Here is a 16,918-nt window from a genome sequence, read left to right on the forward strand (position 1 = left end):
CTCCACTGCCTTGCGTCAGTTCGCGACGACCTGGAAACGCGCACCCGCCGAGCGCGAATACACGCGCCGGTCGTACATCGCCTCGCCATACGCCGCGGGCACCACGAAGTCGCCGACATTGGTGGCGCGCGCCTTGTAGGTCACTTCGAGCAGGTTCTTGTCGACGGCGCCGTAGAACACCACGCGGTCTTCGCGGATGTCGGCGTACTGCACCTTCCACGAACCGCCGCCGCCGAGGCGCTTCTTCCAGATCGGCGCATCGGCATTGGCTTCCTCGTCGTCGCCCACGGCCTGCAGCACCGGCTCCAGGCCGCCGGGCAGCAGGTCGACCAACGCCACGTCGTTCAGCTGTGCGCGCTCCAGGCTGCGCACGCGCACCCGCACCGTGACCTCTTCGCCAAGCTTGGCCTTGGTGATCGGGTTGCCCTTGGCATCGAGCACTTCATGGAAGATCTCGAGGCCCTGGTTCACGGGCGTGGTGGGCACATTGCGCTCGAAGCCCTGTTCGGCCCAGCTGTAGTACAGGTTGAAGTCGCTGTCGTTCGACAGCTTGAGCTTCGCAGTACCGGCGGGCACCGCGGCACGCGTGATCGGGTTCACCGAGCCCAGCGCGAGTGCCGCGGCCTGCCCTTGCGCGTTGACGCTCTGCGCCGTGAGCTTGCCCTCGGCGTTCTGCGCCACCGCTTCGAAGTACGCATCGACCGCAAGCAGCATCGAGGCCGACGACAGGCTGTTGTACCAACCGTCGCGCACCATCGCGCCCATGCCTTCCCACACTTCGGGCTTCAGCGTCTTCAGGCGCGACGGGAAGTGGCGGCCCACCAGGTGCAGCGTCATGCTGTCGTGCACCAGCGGGTCGTAGTAGGCGCCCCACACGTTGCGGCGCTGCTTCTTCTCGGTGCGCGCGAGCAGGTCGGACCACACCGGGTTGAGCAGTTCGTTGGCCACTTGCTCCTGCTTCACGAGCTGGTAGCTCGCGGCGAGGTACACGGCGCCGAGGTCGTCGCTCCAGCCTTGCGTCTGCTTGTTGCGCCAGGCTTCGCGCAGGTTGGCCAGCGCGGCCGGCGCGATGATGCCCTGGCGCGTGAGCAGGTAGGCCGCCTGCGTGCGCTGGCGCCAGCCGTCGAGCGAGGTGTCGCCGCTGCCGAGCCAGCCCTGCAGGTACGTGTTCGCCTTTTGCAGCAGGTCTTGCGGCACGGGCAGCTTGTGGTCCTTGGCTTCGATGAGCAGGTGCACTGCGTAGAGCGTGGCGAAGGCATCGGTGCCCGCGCCGGGCCACAGCGAGAAGCCGCCGTCGGCCGTCTGCCGTGCGCGCAGCTGCACGAGATAGCGCTCGAAGGTCTTGCGCGCCTCGGGCATCGGGCCCTGCTCGGGCGTGCGGCCGCGCGCCATTTCCTTCACCAGCTCGGGGCGGCCCGACAGCAACACGGCCGGGAAGGTCTGGCTCGTGATCTGCTCGGTGCAGCCGTGCGGGTACACCTCCAGGTACTGCATGAGGCCGGTCGCGAAGGCCCACGGCGCGGCGGACACCGCGACATCGCTCTTGCGGAAGTTCGGATACAGGTCGGCCTTGCTGCTCAACTCGCCCGCGCGCTGGAAGCTGCCCGCCTGCACCAGCGTGACGAACGGCGACGCAGGCCGCACGCTCACTTCGGTCGACAGGCGCGCACTGAAGGTCTTGTGCGTCGAGGTGAACACCAGCGCGGAAGAACCCAGCACCGCCTGCTCGCCCGGCTTGGCACGCACGTTGAATTTGGTGCTCGCTTCGCCGCGCTCGTTGACCTTGAGCGTCTGCGTCGCATCGCCCACCACTTCGAGCCCGCCCGAGGCAGTGAGCGTGAGCGCAATGGGCACGTCCTTGCCCGAGCCCACGATGTTGTTCGCGAGGCCCACGCCCACTTCGACCGTGTCGCCGGGCGCCATCGCGAGCGGCGCGTTCGGCAATATCACCATGTCGCCGCGCACCACGGTGCGGGTGCTCTTGGCGGCGGTGGTCTCATCGTTCACCGCAACGGCCATCACACGCAGGCTGCCGTTGAAGCTCTCGGGCACGGTGTAGCTGAACTCGCGGCTGCCGTTCACATCAACGAGGCCCGACCAGTAGGCCACTGGCTTGTCGCGCTTGCGCTTGAACGGGTTCAGGTGCTTGCCCAGTTCGCCTTCGCCGTCGCCACCGGGGGCGGCACCCTGCATGAGCTTCTTGAACTCCGGCAGGATCAGGTCGAGCGTCTGCAGGGTGCCCACTTCGAGCGCGCGCTTCTGGAAGAAGTGCTTGAGCGGATCGGGCGTCTTGTAGCGCGCCACCTGCAGGATGCCTTCGTCCACCGCGAACAGCACGGCGCGCGTGGGCTTGTCGCTGGTGAGCTTCATCTTCACCGTTTGCCCGGGCTTCACCAGTTCGCTGCTGGTGAGCTGCAGGTTGGCGGTGCGTTTGGCGAGGCTGGTGGCGAAAGGAATGACGCCGTACGACAGCGGGCTCATGTAGACCTCGTCCGAGGCCGGGTCACGCACGAAGTGCACGTTGATGTAGCCAGTGCCCTCGAAGTCCTTGGGCAGCACGATCTTCTGCACCGAGGCGGTCTTGTCGGTCTTGAACCACGCGTGGGCGTAGACCTTGTCGCGCTCGATGGTGATGAGGCCGGCGCCCACGTACGGCGCGCGGATGCTCACCTCGATCTCCTGGCCCGGCTCGTAGTCCTTGCGGTCGAGCGTGAGCTGCAGTTCGGCGTTGCGGTCCAGCGAGCGCGAGACGTTCGCGTTGCCCGCCACGCTGTACTCGACGCGGTTCAGCTCCAGCCCGCCGGCATTGCGCACCACGTAGGCGAAGTTGCCGGGCGTGGAGGTGTTCAGCGCAATGGTATTGCCGGCCGCGACGATGGCCAGCGGCTTCTCGTCGATCACGATTTCCTTCTTGCGCGACTCATAGCGGTAGAGGCCGTTGTCCTGCTTCACGAGCACCGACAGCACCTTGCGCTCCACGCGCTCGATCTTCAGGGCGTCCACGGCGGTCTTCTTCGCCTGCGGGTCGATCGCGATCACGGTGGCATTGCGCGCGGCGCCCTTGCTCACGTAGCTGGTGTCGCCATCGACCTTCACGCCCACGAGGTAGGGCATGTCGCTCACCAGCGTCTGCGCCTCGGCCGAGACGCTGCGTCCGCCCTCGGGCTCGAAGGCCTTCGCGAGCACGTGCACCTGGTAGGTTGCCGCATCGAAGCGCGAGAGGCGCAGGTCGAACTCGGCCTTGCCCTCGGCGCTGGTCTGCACGCTGCCCAGGTCGTCGACCTGCTTCTCGGTGGCGCGCTGCGGATCGAAGAAGGCGTAGTCGGCGAACGCGCGGAACACCGGAAAGGCCGGGCTCAGCGTGAGCGTGCCTTCGACCTTGCGGTCGGGCGCGGGCGTGCCGAAGAGGTTCTGCACGTCGATGAGCGCCTTCAGGTCCTTGGGCCTGACCCAGCCTTCGGCCACTTCGCTGCTGAGCTTGGCGACGACCTTGGTGCGGTCGGGCAGGAACTCCTGCACCTTCACCGTGGTGCTGCCGATGAGCAGGCCCTGCACCTCGGGGTTGCCGGGCGACGATTCGCGCGGCAGGTAGAGGTTGACGGTGTAGTTGCCGGTGGGCGAGGTGTCCTGCGTGGCGTGGGCGATTTCAGCCGCGCCGCCGGGGCCGAGCTTGAGCTTCTCGCGACGCACGCTGAGGCCGCGCGCATCGATGATCTCGGCCTCGAGCGGCAGGTCGCGCAGCGACGTGGCCCAGTTGCCGGCCTTGACCATCATCGCGATGTGCATGGTGTCGCCCGGGCGGTAGATGCCGCGGTCGCTGAACACGTACGCGGTCATCTGGTTCGGCACGCCGGCCGCACGCAGGCCGCCGACGTCGAAGCGCGAGATGTCGAGCGTGCGGTCGGTGCGGTTGAAGGGCAGGAAGCTCAGGTCGCCGTCCTTGCGCACCACCAGCACCACGGGCGCTTTCTCGCGCTGGTAGCCGGCGAGGTTGGGCAGCTTGGCGGCGCCCGTGGCGTCGGTGGATTGCGACGCGACGATCATGCCGTTGCGGCCCCACACCTCGACCAGTGCGCCGGCCACCGGCTGGCCGTTGGCGATGCTCTGCACGAACACGTCGCGCGTGCCGTCGAGCGACTTCTTGGCGACGATGCCCAGGTCGGTGACGAGCACCAGGCGCTGGTCCTTCTGGTCTTCGGGGTTGCCGCTCTCGGGGTCGCCTTCGCCCTCGTACTGTTGCTGTTCTTCCTGTTGCTCTTCTTCGGGCTGTGCTTGGGCGGCATCGCCTTCGGCTTTCTTCTTGGCCTTGGGGTCGAAGCCCTGCACCTTGAGCAGGAACACGCCGCGGCGGTCGGCCACGTCGCTGCGCAGGTACTCGGCGAAATCGACGGTCTCGTAGTGCGCCTTGCCGGCGGGGATGCTGAGCGGGATCTCCTTCTGGAAGCGGTCGACGAGGTTGTCCGACTGCAGGCCGCCGTTGAACTGCGGATGTGCGAAGTCGCCGTTGGTCTGCGTGACCAGGTGCTGCAGCTGCTGCGGCAGCAGGCGCCCGATTTCCAGGCGGATGCCGGGCAGGTCGCGCACCAGGATCGGCAGCTTGCGTTCACCCGAAAGTGCGAGCAGCGAACCCTGGCTCATGATGGTGAGTTCGGGCGCGAAAGTCTTGAGCAATCGAACGTCTTGCCGCGCCGCGCCGAGCTGGTAGCCGCCCGGCGTCTTCAGGCCCTTGGCCACGCGCACCAGCAGGTAGCGGCCGCCCTCGGCTTGCGGGAGGCGGAAGCTGACCATCTCGGTCACTTCGCGTTCGCTGGCAATGGGCTGCAGATTGATCTTCTTCGCACGGCGCAGCACGGCGTCGGTCACCTTCGAGGGGTCGGCGGACCAGTCGAACTTTTCTTCGGGGTCGCCCTTGGCTTCTTCTGTGGCGGGCAAGAGCCAGGCCTGCACCACGCGCGCCATTTCGCGCTCGTGCACCGGCATCGAGGCGGTAACGTGCATCACGTGCTCGGGCTCGCCGTTCTCGCCGGTGACGATGGTGGGGTCGATGCTCGAGATGTCGAGGCTGAAGAGGCCGGGGATGTCGACCGCGCGCGAGATGTCGTTACGCTGGCCGGGGCCGCCCTTCTGCGCGACCGCGCCGGAGGTGAGGCTGAGCACCACGGGGCGCGTCTTCTCGGGGATGGGCAGCGGCTCGGACTGGAGGGTGGCGGTGAGGCGCAGCTTGTCGTAGCTGACGGTGAACTTCTCGCTCGCGCACTTGCCCACGCTGAAGATCGAGGTGCCGCAGGCCTGGTCATAGGTCAGCACCAGGCGCTTTTCGAACTCTGCCGTGTTCACGGGGTGCGAAAAGCGCACCTGGAAGAGCGCCCGCCGCACGTTGGCCTGCACCGGGTCTTGGTAGAACTCCGCGCCCGCGATGCGCGCGTTGAATTCGGGCGAGGTGAACTCGTACTTGCGCTGCTCGATCTCGATGTGCGGCGCGAGCGCGTCCTTCGAGAGCTGCACCTTGTAGGGTTGGCCGACCGGCCAGTCCTGCGCGGGAAGGAATTCGAGCTTCTTCTGGCTGCTCCACGACCAGCGCCCGGCAATGGCGGGCTCGATGGTGACGCCGGTCGCCTCCTGACCGATGCGCGCAATGGGCGCGACCGAGGCGGAGAAGTTGATGACGACCGGGTTGGGCCCCTTGTCGTTTTCGATCTGCGTGCGCGGCGGCGGCACGATCTGCGCGGTGGAAACGACCGGCTCGACGCGATCTGGCGTGAGGCCATGCCACCACTTCAGCACATGCGGGCTGGCAAACCAGCCGGCGAGCACCAGCAGCGCCAGCACCACCACCCAGGCCAGCCGTTGCTGCAACCACTGCAGCCCGAAGAGAAGAAAGGCGCCCACGATACGGAGCCACCCCGGGGGTCGCCAAGAACCGATGAGTCCGCGTGCCAGCGGACGCAGAAAACCGAGCGCACGGCCGAGGCCGGTAAAGAGCACGTCGCTCAGCGACGCGAGTTTTCGATTGGCAACTTGAAGCATGGAAGCTCCCCCGATGTTTTTGTTGGCGCCTGGCAGTCTCTTGCCGGTCTGTGAAACCACGGCGCTGTGTGTGAAGTCTGCGTGAAAACTGCACAGGCCCGCGCACCGGCCCGGTTCAAATCAAAACGGAATGGCGGGCTTGTTCACCATCAACCAGAAGACGATGGCCATGGCCACGAAGGCCGGGTAGCCGAGCCACTCCCAGTAGCGTTGATAGCGCGCATACAGCGGCGGCAGCGGCATCGCGTCCCGGTGCGCCTGCCCGGCCATCGCCGCCATGCGGATCTGCAGCCACACCACCGGCAGCCAGCAGAAGCCCGCGAACACGAAGAGCCCCAGCGACACCGCCAGCCACGGCGTCGAGAGCGGCCAACCCGCCATGTGGGCCAGCGCGAAACCGGTGACCGGCTGCAGGATGACCGTGGGCGTGGTGAACCACCAGTCCGCACGCACCACCAGCCGGCTGACCACCGCCTGCGCCGGCACGCTGCCGCTGCGGTTGGCAAAGAACATGTAGAAGGCCGAGCCCAGCCCGGTGCCGACCATCAGCACGCTGGAGACGATGTGCAGCCACTTGAGGACGAGGTAGGTGTTCATGGCGTGGCGCGCCGCCGGTACAGGTGCCAGAGCAACGCGGCGATGGGCAGGTTCTTGAGCAGCGGACCCAGCGGATGAAGCCACAGCGTGGGCTGGAGGAAAGTCGCCACCGCGGTCATGAGCAGCATCAGGCCGAGCGCCGCGAGGTAACTGGCGCGGCCGGGCCGCAGCCAGAGCGCGAGGCCGATGACGAGATCGGCCGCCGCGCCGCCGAGGATCAGCGACTGCACCAGCCACGGCGGCGATGCGATGCCCGCATCGACCAGCACCTGGCGGCTCTGCCCGTTCAGCTCGACGATGCTGGCGAAGGCCGTGAACAGCCAGACCGCGACGAGGCTCAGGCGCAGCAGGCGGTCGTCGTCGGTCGGGCGGGTCATGGGGCGGACGCTGTCTCGTCGATCACATCCGTCACCATGCCCCAGCGTGCAAACTCGGGCGCAAATTCCGGCAGTGTGAGCAGGCCGGCACAGGCGTGCGCGCCGACAGGGGGCGCATCGCCGCGCGCAACCCGGCGGGCCAGCAGGATCGCCGCCATGCAGGGAATCTCGGGACCATGGTTGTCGTCGGCCGCGATATGCCAGGCCCGGCGCGCGGCGGCGCCTTGTGCATCGGTGCCCTCGACGCGCACCACCATGCCGCCCAGCGCCGTACCCAGTGCATCGAACACGCCACCGGTGGAATGCAGCAACGGCGCCAGCTTCTGCGGCGCGCGCAGCAGGCCCACGCGGTGCATGAACGCCATGAAGGCGAAGGCCTGTTGCGCGATGCCCACTTCGAGCGCCGCGCGGAACATGACCGACTGCACGCCCGCATAGCGCGCCGGGAAAAGTTCGAGGTCGGGGATGTCGCACAGCGCTCCCCGGCGTGGCCGCATGCGTGCGAACTGCACCTTCACCGGGTTCGCCCAGCCGGGCTGCTCGGTCCATCGACCGTCCTGCCAGACGCGGATCGGCGCGCCGCAGTAGGCGAGCACGCCCGCGAGCGTGGCTTCGCCGCGCGGCGCGCCTTGCGCCGGCGCAATACAGATGTCGATGCTGCGGATGCCTTGCCAGCCGGCCGCGAGGTGGTCGACCACCGCCGACGAGAGCGCCGGCACGGTGCTGGCGCCTGCGATGGCGGTCCGGCCAGCATCGCGGAACGTGGCGTCCATCGCGGCGGGAAAGTCGCAGACGAAACGGCGGCCGTCAGCCAGGTCGATGTAGTGCGCGCCAGCGGCCGCTGCGGCCAGCGGCACGCGGTAATCCTGGTTCTGGAACGGGCCGGCAGTGTGGATGACGAGATCGACGCCCAGGTAACCCAGGCCCTGCGCAAGATCCGGCGACTGCGCATCGACGCGCACACCGCGCGCATTGCCGCCCAGCGACTGCGCGAACGCCGTCGCCCGCTCCAGGTCGCGTCCACCGACCAGCAGCTCGATGCCTGCATCCGCTGCCAACGCGCGGCAGATGCGCGCACCGAAGTTGCCGTAGCCGCCGAGCACCAGCGCCTTCATGCCAGGCTCGCCCCCGCGACGTGGCCGCGCGTGAACGCCTCCTCGAAGATCGAGTAGCCCGACCAGTCCGCGTGCGCGAACGACAGGCGCCCCGCGATGACGCTGCCGCGATGCGCATCGTCCGGTGCCGTGCGTTGCGAGCCGATCTCCGCCAGCAGCCCGGGCCGAGGAATCGACATGGCATGGCCGTAGCGCGTGATCTCGATGCGCGAGGCGAGCGAGGGCAGGTCGGGGTGGGGCACCGACAGCTCGGCGAGCAGGTCGTCGCGCCAGCCGGTCCAGGGGCGCTCCAGCAGCAGCTTGCGGCCGTCGGCGGTGTCGTAGCGGCTCGGGCCCAACGGCCGGTACCAGCTCAGCACGGTGCCGCGCGGCGTGGGGTCGAGCGTCTGATGGCGCGCATCGACATACCCGAGGCCGCGCGTGCCGTAGATCACGTTGTCCCAGCTCGGCGCAGCGCCCATGCGGTCGGCCAGCGGGCCGCGCAGGTGAACGTTGGCGACGAGCCACGGCGCATAGCGCACATGCGCGGCGGCGTGCTTCAGCACCTCGGGTGTGTTCTCGACCACGCGCGCGGCAATGAACACCGGCAGCGCGACGATGCAGCGCTCGGCCTGCCAGCGCACCAGCGATTTCGATGCGGCATCCCACGCATCGACCTCAACCCCGCCGCGCAATTCGGCGATGCGCGTGACGACCTGTCCCGTGCGCAGGCGCTCGCCGAGCGGCGCGGCCAGTTGCCTGGTTAACCAGCCGTTGCCTTCTGACCAGGTGAGCACGCCATCGCGCTCGGGGTTCGCATCATTGGCGCTGCCGCTCGGATCGCCGGGCGCATGAAAGCCGTGCCGGCTAGCGAAGTAGTGGATGCCGGCCCACGCCGACACCTGCTCGATGCCCGCGCCGTAGTCGTCGCGGCAGCAGTAGTCGAGGTACCAGCGCAGCTGCGCATCGCTGAAGCCCTCGCTGTCGAGCCAGCGCGAAAAAGCGATGGCATCGAGCGCCAGCAGTTCGGGCGTGACCGCGACCTTGAGCGTCGGAATGGCGAAGTGCGCCGCGTGCTGCAGCGCATCGATGCGCTGCGAGAACTTGCGGTACTGCGCCTGCGTGTCGGCGCCCACGCCATGCACGGGGAGCAGGCCGTCCTGCCATTCGCCGTGGAAGAACAGGCGCTCCTGCGGGCTGTGGCAAAGGGTGCGCTCGTCGTATTCCCAACGGCCCGCCACGCGCTGGCGAAGGCCCAGTTCCTCCAGCAGGTCCTGCACCTCGCGCGCATCGTCGCCGGGCACCGGCAGGTAGTGCGCGCCGAGCGGGCAGGCGATGCCGTTGACCATGCCGCCGCGCGCATTGCCGCCGGCACTGTCTTCGAGTTCGAGCAGGGTGAAGTCGTCGATGCCCGCGAGCCGGAGGGCCCGCGCGGCGGCAAGACCCGCGACACCGCCACCGGCGATCACCACGCGCGTGCGCTTGACGGTCGCGGGCGCCTGGCTCTTGAGTGCGCCGTCGCGCATGGCATGGCCGCGCGCGACATCGATGCCGGTGAAGCCGCCTTCGATGGGCGGCGGCACCTCGCACCCGGCCAGCGCCAGGGCGCCCGCCGCACCCGCCACGCCGAGAAAGTCGCGCCGTTGCATGGTGTCGAAGCTAGTGCGCCATGACCTTGCCCCACTCCTGCTCATAGGTGGTGACGAGGGTCTGGTTCGACAGGCGGTTCACCTCGGCCGGCACGCGCGCCATGTCGAGCGGGAAGTCGAACATCAGAGGCAGCGTCGAGGGCGAGAGGAACCGCAGCCCCGAGGGCAGCGCATAGGGCATCCGGTAGGGCCGGCGGCTCGCGATGATGTAGCCCCATTCGCCGAAGCTCGGCACGTGCGCGTGGTAGGGCGTCGCGCGCAGGCCGACAGACTCGATGGTCGTCGCCACGGTCCAGTAGCTCTTGCGCGCCACCAGCGGCGAGGTGGTCTGGACCACCGCGTACCCGCTGGCCGAAAGGCGCTTTTCGAGCAGCGAATAGAAGCTGTTGGTGTAGAGCTTGCCGATCGCGAAGTTGGTCGGATCGGGAAAGTCGACCACGATCACATCGAACATGTCGCCGGGCTGTTGCAACCACTGGAAGGCATCGGTATTGACGATCTTCACCTTGGGCGACGACAGCGAATGTCCGTTGAGGGCCGCCAGCGTTTCATGCCCGGTGAAGAGCTGGGTCATGTTCGGGTCGAGCTCCACCAGCGTGACCGATTCGACTGAGGGGTACTTCAGGATCTCTCGCACCGCCATGCCGTCGCCGCCGCCGAGCACCGCGACCTTCTTGGGCGCGCCCTGCGCGGCCATCACCGGATGCACCAGCGCTTCGTGATAGCGGTATTCGTCGCGCTCCGAGAACTGCAGGTTGCCGTTCAGGAACAGGCGATGCCCGAGCTGCCCGCGCGTGACCACGATGCGCTGATAGGGCGAGGTGGCGCTGAACACGATGCGGTCTTGATAGAACTTGTCTTCGGCCAGCGTGGTGATGTGGTCGGCCCCCACGAAGGCGCCGATCAGCGCGGCCAGCGCGAGAAAGCAGGCCAGTGCGTGCGCGCCGACACGGCGCAATTCATGGCGAAAGAGCCACAGCGCCCACACCGCGACCGCCGCATTCATGACGCCGAACAGCAGGCCGGTGCGAATCATGCCGAGCTGCGGCACGAGGATGAGCGGAAACGCCACCGACACCGCGAGCGCGCCGAGGTAGTCGAAGGTCAGCACCTGCGACACCAGGTCCTTGAGCACGATGTTGCGCTTCAGGATGCGCATGACCAGCGGGATCTCGAGCCCGACCAGCGTGCCGACGACCATCACGAGCCCGTAGAGCAGCAGGCGGAACGCGCCCGGCACGTAGGCGTTGGCCAGGAACAGGATCGCCGGCAGCGCACCGCCGATCAGCGCCACGAGCAGCTCGATGCGAAGGAAGTGCGCCGGCAGCTGGCGGTCGAAATAGCGCGAGAGCCAGGAGCCCACGCCCATCGCGAACAGGTAGGTGCCGATGATGGTGCTGAACTGCAGCACCGAGTCGCCGAGCAGGTAGGAGCTCAGCGCCGCCGCGCTCAGTTCGTAGACCAGCCCGCAGGCCGCGACCACGAACACGCTGGCGAGCAGGGCGATCTCGACGGGCTGCGGCCCGCGCGCATCGGCTGGGCGCGCGGACACTTCCGCTGGACTGACGGGAGCGTCCATGAATCAGGCGGCCGCCGCCGGGCCGCCCCAAGGCGAGCCGCGCCTCCCCCTCGGGGGGTGGCGAATGACACGTAGCGAAGCGAAGTGCAAAGCCGGGGGGCTAATGAATTGCTGCGGCGACGATGATGCAGATGCCCAGACTCATCGCGGCGACGACCAGGCCCAGTGCCACGTTCTGCTTCTCGACGATCTCGCCCCACAGGTCATAGGGCGTGATCTTGTCGATGATCAGGAAGCAGAGCCAGAAAATCACCACGCCGATCAGCGCGTACACGAGCGATCCGAGGACCACGCCCGGTTTCAGCCATTCAAATCCCATGGGGACCTCCAGTCGTAGTAGTAAGAGACATCACGCGAATCCTTGTCATTTGTGGCCGCCGCCGCTCGAGGAGCCGCCGTACGAGCCGCCCGAGCTGCGGTAGCCGCTCGAGGAACCACCGCGGCCGCTGCAGGTGCTCAGGATGATCAGCAGGATGATGATCACCACGATGATCAGGATGATCGTGCCGCAGCCCATGCCCGAGGCGGCGCTCACCGGCAGCGCGTCGCCGCGCTTGAACATGTCCTTCTTGGCATCGAGCTTGAACGCGGTCGCGACCACGCCGCTGTCCAGCTTGATGCCCGAGGACCAGGTGAGCTCGTTGGCCGAGCGCTCCATCGACAGCAGCGCCGGGCCACTGGCGAAGTCGCGGTTGAAGGTTTTTTGCCCGCGCTCGACCTGCCAGTAGAACTCGCCCGCCACGTAGGTGGTCTCGGCGTTGTAGGCGTACTGCTGCTGGTAGCGCTTGCTCAAGTAAGTGGCGGTGCTGCCGTTCTCGGCCATCACCGGCGCGCCGGTGGTCGGCTTGACCATGCTCCAGCCGTCCTCGGCATCCACCAGGAAGCTGAAGCCGCGCTTCTTGTTGTAGAGCAGGTACTCGTCCCAGCCGAAGTACTCGTCGTCGCCGGGCTCCACGCCCATGCGGTGCTGGAAGCCCACCACCTGCCATTGCGCGCCCTGCAGCTGGCCCATGGTGCCGAGCGCGATGAGCGGGCGCACCGGCTCGTCCTGCGCCGCATGCTTGAGCTCGCCGCCGATGCCCTGCGACAGGTCGATGATGCTGTTGCACGAGCGGCAGGTGATGCTCTTGCTGTCGGCCAGGTTGACGGTGACCGGCGAGCCGCAATTGGGGCAGTTGAAGCTGCGGCCCTTTTCGTCCTTCGCCGATTCGTCCCGCAGGCCGGAGAGCTGCAGGTCTTCCAGCTGCACCGAGCGGCCGAGGTACGCGCTGGGCGTGGCGGTGCCGTAGTCGATGCTGAGCACCAGCCCCTTGTCGCTGCGCAGCTCGACCATCGCGAACGGCCGGCCGAGATCGGGCAGGTGCGGCAGCTCGCCCTGCGCGGAAGTCAGCGCAACCTGCTCGTTCGAGGTGACGGTGTAGCTCTGGCCCGCGAAGGCGCTGGTGGCGCCCACGCGCAGGTCGACCGGCGGCGGCGCGGTGCGCTGCAGGTCGAAGGGCAGCGCGAAGACGTAGGCGCCGTTGTCCTCGCTGAGGATGGCGGTGCGCTCGTCGTCGAGCGCGGCGATCCATTCGGTCCAGCGGCCACCGGGGTAGGTGTATTGCAGCCGGCCGATCAGGGTGAAGGGCTTGTCCTGGATGCGGCCGGTGGCGAAGAGCTGCAACGGGCTGAAGTCGTCGAACAGCTCCGCCATCTTGCCGGTGCGCGCGAGCGTCTCGCCCTGACGCACGACGGTGCTCTGGCAGTAAGGGCAAACCGCGTGCGTCGATTGCGCCGAGCGGAATTCGACCGGTGCGCCGCAGCCGGGGCAGGGCGCGCGGTAGTAGCGTTGGTTGCCGGTTTCCTCAGCCATGGCACCCCACGAAGGCGACGGCTGTTGCTACGGCTGCAGCTGCGGGAAATGCCGTGGAACCGATCACACCGGGCCACAGGCATCGCCCCCTGCAAGGGGGAAGGAGAAGCGACACGAAGTGCGCGAAGCCTGGGGGTTAAACCAGCTTCTTGAGCAGGTCTGCCTTCTTGGCGTCGAACTCTTCTTGCGTAAGGATGCCCTTGGTCTTGAGCTCGCCGAGTTTCTCGAGCGTGGTCATCACGTCGGCCGGGCTCACCACGGCCACGGCGGGTTGCGAAGCTGCTGCCGTATTGGCCGCAGCCGCGGCCGCCGCGTTGGGGCTCAGGCCCTGTGCGAGGTTCTGCGCCAGCACCTGGCCGAGCGCCACGCCGGCGCCCAGGCCCATCGCATCGCCCACGACGCCGCCGCCGTTGGCTGCGCCTTCGGCGAACTTCGGAATCGCCTGTGCCGTCTGGTACTGCATGAACTTGCCCATGTCGTTGCCGACCATGCCCATGCCGATCTTCTGGTCGAGGATCTTCTGCAGCTCTTCGGGCAGCGAGACGTTCTGGACCGTGATGTTCTCGAGCTTGATGCCGATCTTCTCGAACTCGGGCACGAGCTGCGCGGCGAGCGCCTGCGCGAACTGGATCTGGTTGGCCGCGAGGTCGAGGAAAGGCACGCCGCTGGAAGCAATCGCGTTGCTGATGTTCTGCAGCACGAGGCCGCGCAGCTGGCCGTCCAGGTCGGCCACGCTGTAGATGTCGCGCGTGCCGGAGATCTCGGTGTGGAACAGCTTGGCGTCGCCGATGCGGAAGCTGTAGTTGCCGAAGGCCCGCAGGCGCACGGCGCCGAAGTCCTTGTCGCGGATGGTGATCGGCTGGGGCGTGCCCCACTTCTGGTCGACCTGCTGGCGGGTGCTGAAGAAGTAGACGTCGCTCTTGAAGGGAGATTCGAAGAGCTTGTCCCAGTTCTTCAGGTACGTGAGCACGGGCAGCGTCTGCGTCGTGAGCTTGTACATGCCGGGGCCGAACACGTCGGCCACCTTGCCTTCGTTGACGAACACGGCCACCTGCGATTCGCGAACGGTGAGCGAGGCGCCGTTCTGGATTTCCATCTCGGCCATCGGGAAGCGCCAGGCCAGCGTGCCATCGCCGGTCTCGGTCCACTGGATGATGTCGATGAACTGTTTCTTGATGAAATCCATCAGGGCCATGGTTGCTCCTCGTCTTCAGGTGTTTTGTCCGGACCGAGCATATTGCCACATCGTCTTGACAAAGCCCCGTGCTTTTGGTCATGCCGCACCCTGGCCATGCGGCGTATGGCTGGCACAACCGAGGTCTACAATCGGCGCCCCCAGAAGAAGCGCCACCAGGAGCTACGGCACATGTCAGATTCGACCCCCTCGACCTCATCGACTCCCACGCCCGAAGACAAGCGCGCAGAACTGCGCCGTGCCGCCCTCGAGTACCACGAGTTTCCCGTTCCCGGCAAGATCGCCATCGCGGCGACCAAGCAGATGGTCAACCAGCGCGACCTGTCGCTGGCCTACTCGCCCGGCGTGGCCGCGCCCTGCGAGGAAATCGTCAAGGACCCGGCCAACGCCTTCAAGTACACCTCGCGCGGCAATCTCGTGGGCGTCATCAGCAACGGCACCGCGGTGCTCGGCCTGGGCGACATCGGCCCGCTGGCTTCCAAGCCGGTGATGGAAGGCAAGGGCGTTCTCTTCAAGAAATTTGCCGGTGTCGACGTGTTCGACATCGAGATCGACGAGAAGGACCCGGTCAAGCTGGTCGAGATCATCGCCGCGCTGGAGCCGACCTTCGGCGCCATCAACCTGGAAGACATCAAGGCCCCGGACTGCTTCTACGTCGAGCGCGAGCTGCGCAAGCGCATGAAGATCCCGGTGTTCCACGACGACCAGCACGGCACGGCCATCACGGTGGCGGCCGCCATGCTCAACGGCCTGAAGGTGGCCGGCAAGAACATCGCCGAGGTCAAGCTGGTCGCCTCGGGCGCGGGCGCCGCGGCGCTGGCCTGCCTGAACCTGCTGCTCAAGGTGGGCCTCAGGCGCGAGAACGTGTTCGTCACCGACCTGGCCGGCGTGGTCTACGAAGGCCGCACCGAGCTGATGGACGACGACAAGCGCCAGTACATGCAGAAGACCGACATGCGCAAGCTGGCGGAAGTGATCGTCGGCGCCGACGTGTTCCTGGGCCTCTCGGCCGGCGGCGTGCTCAAGCCCGAGATGGTCGCCAAGATGGCGCCGCGCCCCGTGATCTTCGCGCTGGCCAACCCCAACCCCGAGATCAACCCCGAAGACGCCCGCGCGGTGCGCGACGACGTGATCATGGCCACGGGCCGCACCGATTACCCGAACCAGGTCAACAACGTCCTGTGCTTCCCGTACATCTTCCGCGGCGCGCTCGACTCGGGCGCGACCACGATCACCGACGAGATGGAAATCGCCGCGGTGCACGCCATTGCCGACCTGGCGCAGGCCGAGCAGAGCGAGCGCGTCGCTGCCGCCTACGTCGGTGAAAAGCTGTCCTTCGGCCCCGAATACCTGATTCCGAAGCCCTTCGATCCGCGTCTCATGATGAAGATCGCGCCGGCGGTGGCCAAGGCTGCCGAGGAAAGCGGCGTGGCGCTGCGTCCCATCAAGGACATGGACGCCTACCGCGACAAGCTGCAGAACTTCGTCTATGCCTCGGGCACGACGATGAAGCCGATCTTCGAAGCAGCCCGCCGCGCCTCGAAGAAGCGCGTGGCGTACTGCGAAGGCGAGGAAGAACGCGTGCTGCGCGCCGCGCAGATCGTGGTCGACGAAGGCATCGCGCGCCCCACGCTCATCGGCCGTCCGGCCGTCATTGCCCAGCGCATCGAGAAGTTTGGCCTCCGCCTGAAGGAAGAGCTCGACTACGACATCGTCAACGTCGAGCAGGACCACCGCTACCGTGATTTCTGGCAGACCTACCACCGCATGACCGAGCGCAAGGGCCAGACGGTGCAGACCGCCAAGATCGAAATGCGCCGCCGCCTCACGCTGATCGGCGCGATGCTGCTGCACAAGGACGAGGTCGACGGCATGATCTGCGGCACCTGGGGCACCACGCTCATTCACCTGCACTACATCGACCAGGTGATCGGCAAGCGCCCCGGCGGCTGCGAAAGCACCCCGCAGGACGTGCCGGTTTACGCCTGCATGAACGGCCTCTTGCTGCCCGACCGCCAGGTGTTCCTGGTCGACACGCACGTCAACTACGACCCCTCGCCCGAGGAACTGGCCGAGATCACGACGATGGCGGCCGAGGAAATGATGCGCTTCGGCCTGAAGCCGAAGGCAGCGCTGCTGTCGCATTCGAACTTCGGCACCAGCAACGAACCCAGCGCCATCAAGATGCGCAAGACGCTCGACCTCTTGCGCGTTCAGGCGCCCTGGCTCGAAGTGGACGGCGAAATGCACGGCGACGTGGCGCTGGACAGCAAGCAGCGCGCGGTCGTCATGCCGCACAGCGCGCTGGCCGGCGACGCCAATCTGTTGGTTTTTCCGAACATCGACGCTGCCAATATTTCGTACAACCTGCTCAAGACGGCGGCGGGCGGCAACATCGCGATCGGGCCGGTGCTGCTCGGCGCGGCCAAACCTGTGCACATTCTCACGGCCAGCGCGACCGTTCGCCGCATCGTGAACATGACAGCCTTGACAGTGGCTGACGCAAACGCCGAGAGATAGGCCATTTGGCGAGAGTGGTCGCCAACTT

Annotated in this window: 10 protein-coding genes; 1 reads left to right on the forward strand and 9 read right to left on the reverse strand. The window is 67.2% G+C overall.

Annotated elements, in window-relative coordinates; all coding sequences use genetic code 11:
* Positions 1 to 15: 15 nt before the first annotated feature.
* The 9 genes from J2W23_RS17645 to J2W23_RS17685 form a co-directional block, all read right to left on the reverse strand.
* Positions 16 to 6,027: an alpha-2-macroglobulin gene (locus J2W23_RS17645; protein WP_307649637.1), complete on the reverse strand. Its 6,012-nt coding sequence runs from the start codon at positions 6,025 to 6,027 to the stop codon at positions 16 to 18.
* Between the two features lie 120 nt (positions 6,028 to 6,147).
* Complete coding sequence (locus J2W23_RS17650) at positions 6,148 to 6,624, reverse strand: DUF2269 family protein (protein ID WP_307649638.1); 477 nt, start codon at positions 6,622 to 6,624, stop codon at positions 6,148 to 6,150.
* On the reverse strand, positions 6,621 to 7,001 hold the full coding sequence (locus tag J2W23_RS17655; protein ID WP_307649639.1) for a DoxX-like family protein: 381 nt from the start codon (positions 6,999 to 7,001) through the stop codon (positions 6,621 to 6,623). Before J2W23_RS17655 ends, J2W23_RS17650 begins: the two co-directional genes overlap by 4 nt.
* Positions 6,998 to 8,116: a saccharopine dehydrogenase family protein gene (locus tag J2W23_RS17660; protein WP_307649640.1), complete on the reverse strand. Its 1,119-nt coding sequence runs from the start codon at positions 8,114 to 8,116 to the stop codon at positions 6,998 to 7,000. Before J2W23_RS17660 ends, J2W23_RS17655 begins: the two co-directional genes overlap by 4 nt.
* Positions 8,113 to 9,744: an FAD-dependent oxidoreductase gene (locus tag J2W23_RS17665; protein WP_307649641.1), complete on the reverse strand. Its 1,632-nt coding sequence runs from the start codon at positions 9,742 to 9,744 to the stop codon at positions 8,113 to 8,115. The genes J2W23_RS17660 and J2W23_RS17665 overlap by 4 nt, the downstream gene beginning before the upstream one ends.
* Positions 9,745 to 9,754: 10 nt before the next feature.
* On the reverse strand, positions 9,755 to 11,323 hold the full coding sequence (locus J2W23_RS17670; RefSeq protein WP_307649642.1) for a polyamine aminopropyltransferase: 1,569 nt from the start codon (positions 11,321 to 11,323) through the stop codon (positions 9,755 to 9,757).
* Between the two features lie 100 nt (positions 11,324 to 11,423).
* Entirely contained in the window at positions 11,424 to 11,642 is a 219-nt protein-coding gene (locus J2W23_RS17675; protein ID WP_093055038.1) for a DUF350 domain-containing protein, read from the reverse strand.
* A 45-nt stretch (positions 11,643 to 11,687) separates the two neighbouring features.
* Complete coding sequence (locus tag J2W23_RS17680; protein WP_176661160.1) at positions 11,688 to 13,175, reverse strand: DUF4178 domain-containing protein; 1,488 nt, start codon at positions 13,173 to 13,175, stop codon at positions 11,688 to 11,690.
* A gap of 136 nt (positions 13,176 to 13,311) precedes the next feature.
* Positions 13,312 to 14,370, reverse strand: coding sequence for an SPFH domain-containing protein (locus tag J2W23_RS17685; RefSeq protein WP_176661159.1), 1,059 nt, complete (start codon positions 14,368 to 14,370; stop codon positions 13,312 to 13,314).
* Positions 14,371 to 14,541: 171 nt separating this feature from the next.
* Here J2W23_RS17685 and J2W23_RS17690 point away from each other — a divergent pair, with 171 nt between their 5' ends.
* On the forward strand, positions 14,542 to 16,890 hold the full coding sequence (locus J2W23_RS17690; protein WP_307649643.1) for an NADP-dependent malic enzyme: 2,349 nt from the start codon (positions 14,542 to 14,544) through the stop codon (positions 16,888 to 16,890).
* Positions 16,891 to 16,918 lie beyond the last annotated feature (28 nt).

Source organism: Variovorax boronicumulans (genome assembly GCF_030812215.1).
Classification (GTDB): domain Bacteria; phylum Pseudomonadota; class Gammaproteobacteria; order Burkholderiales; family Burkholderiaceae_C; genus Variovorax; species Variovorax boronicumulans_C.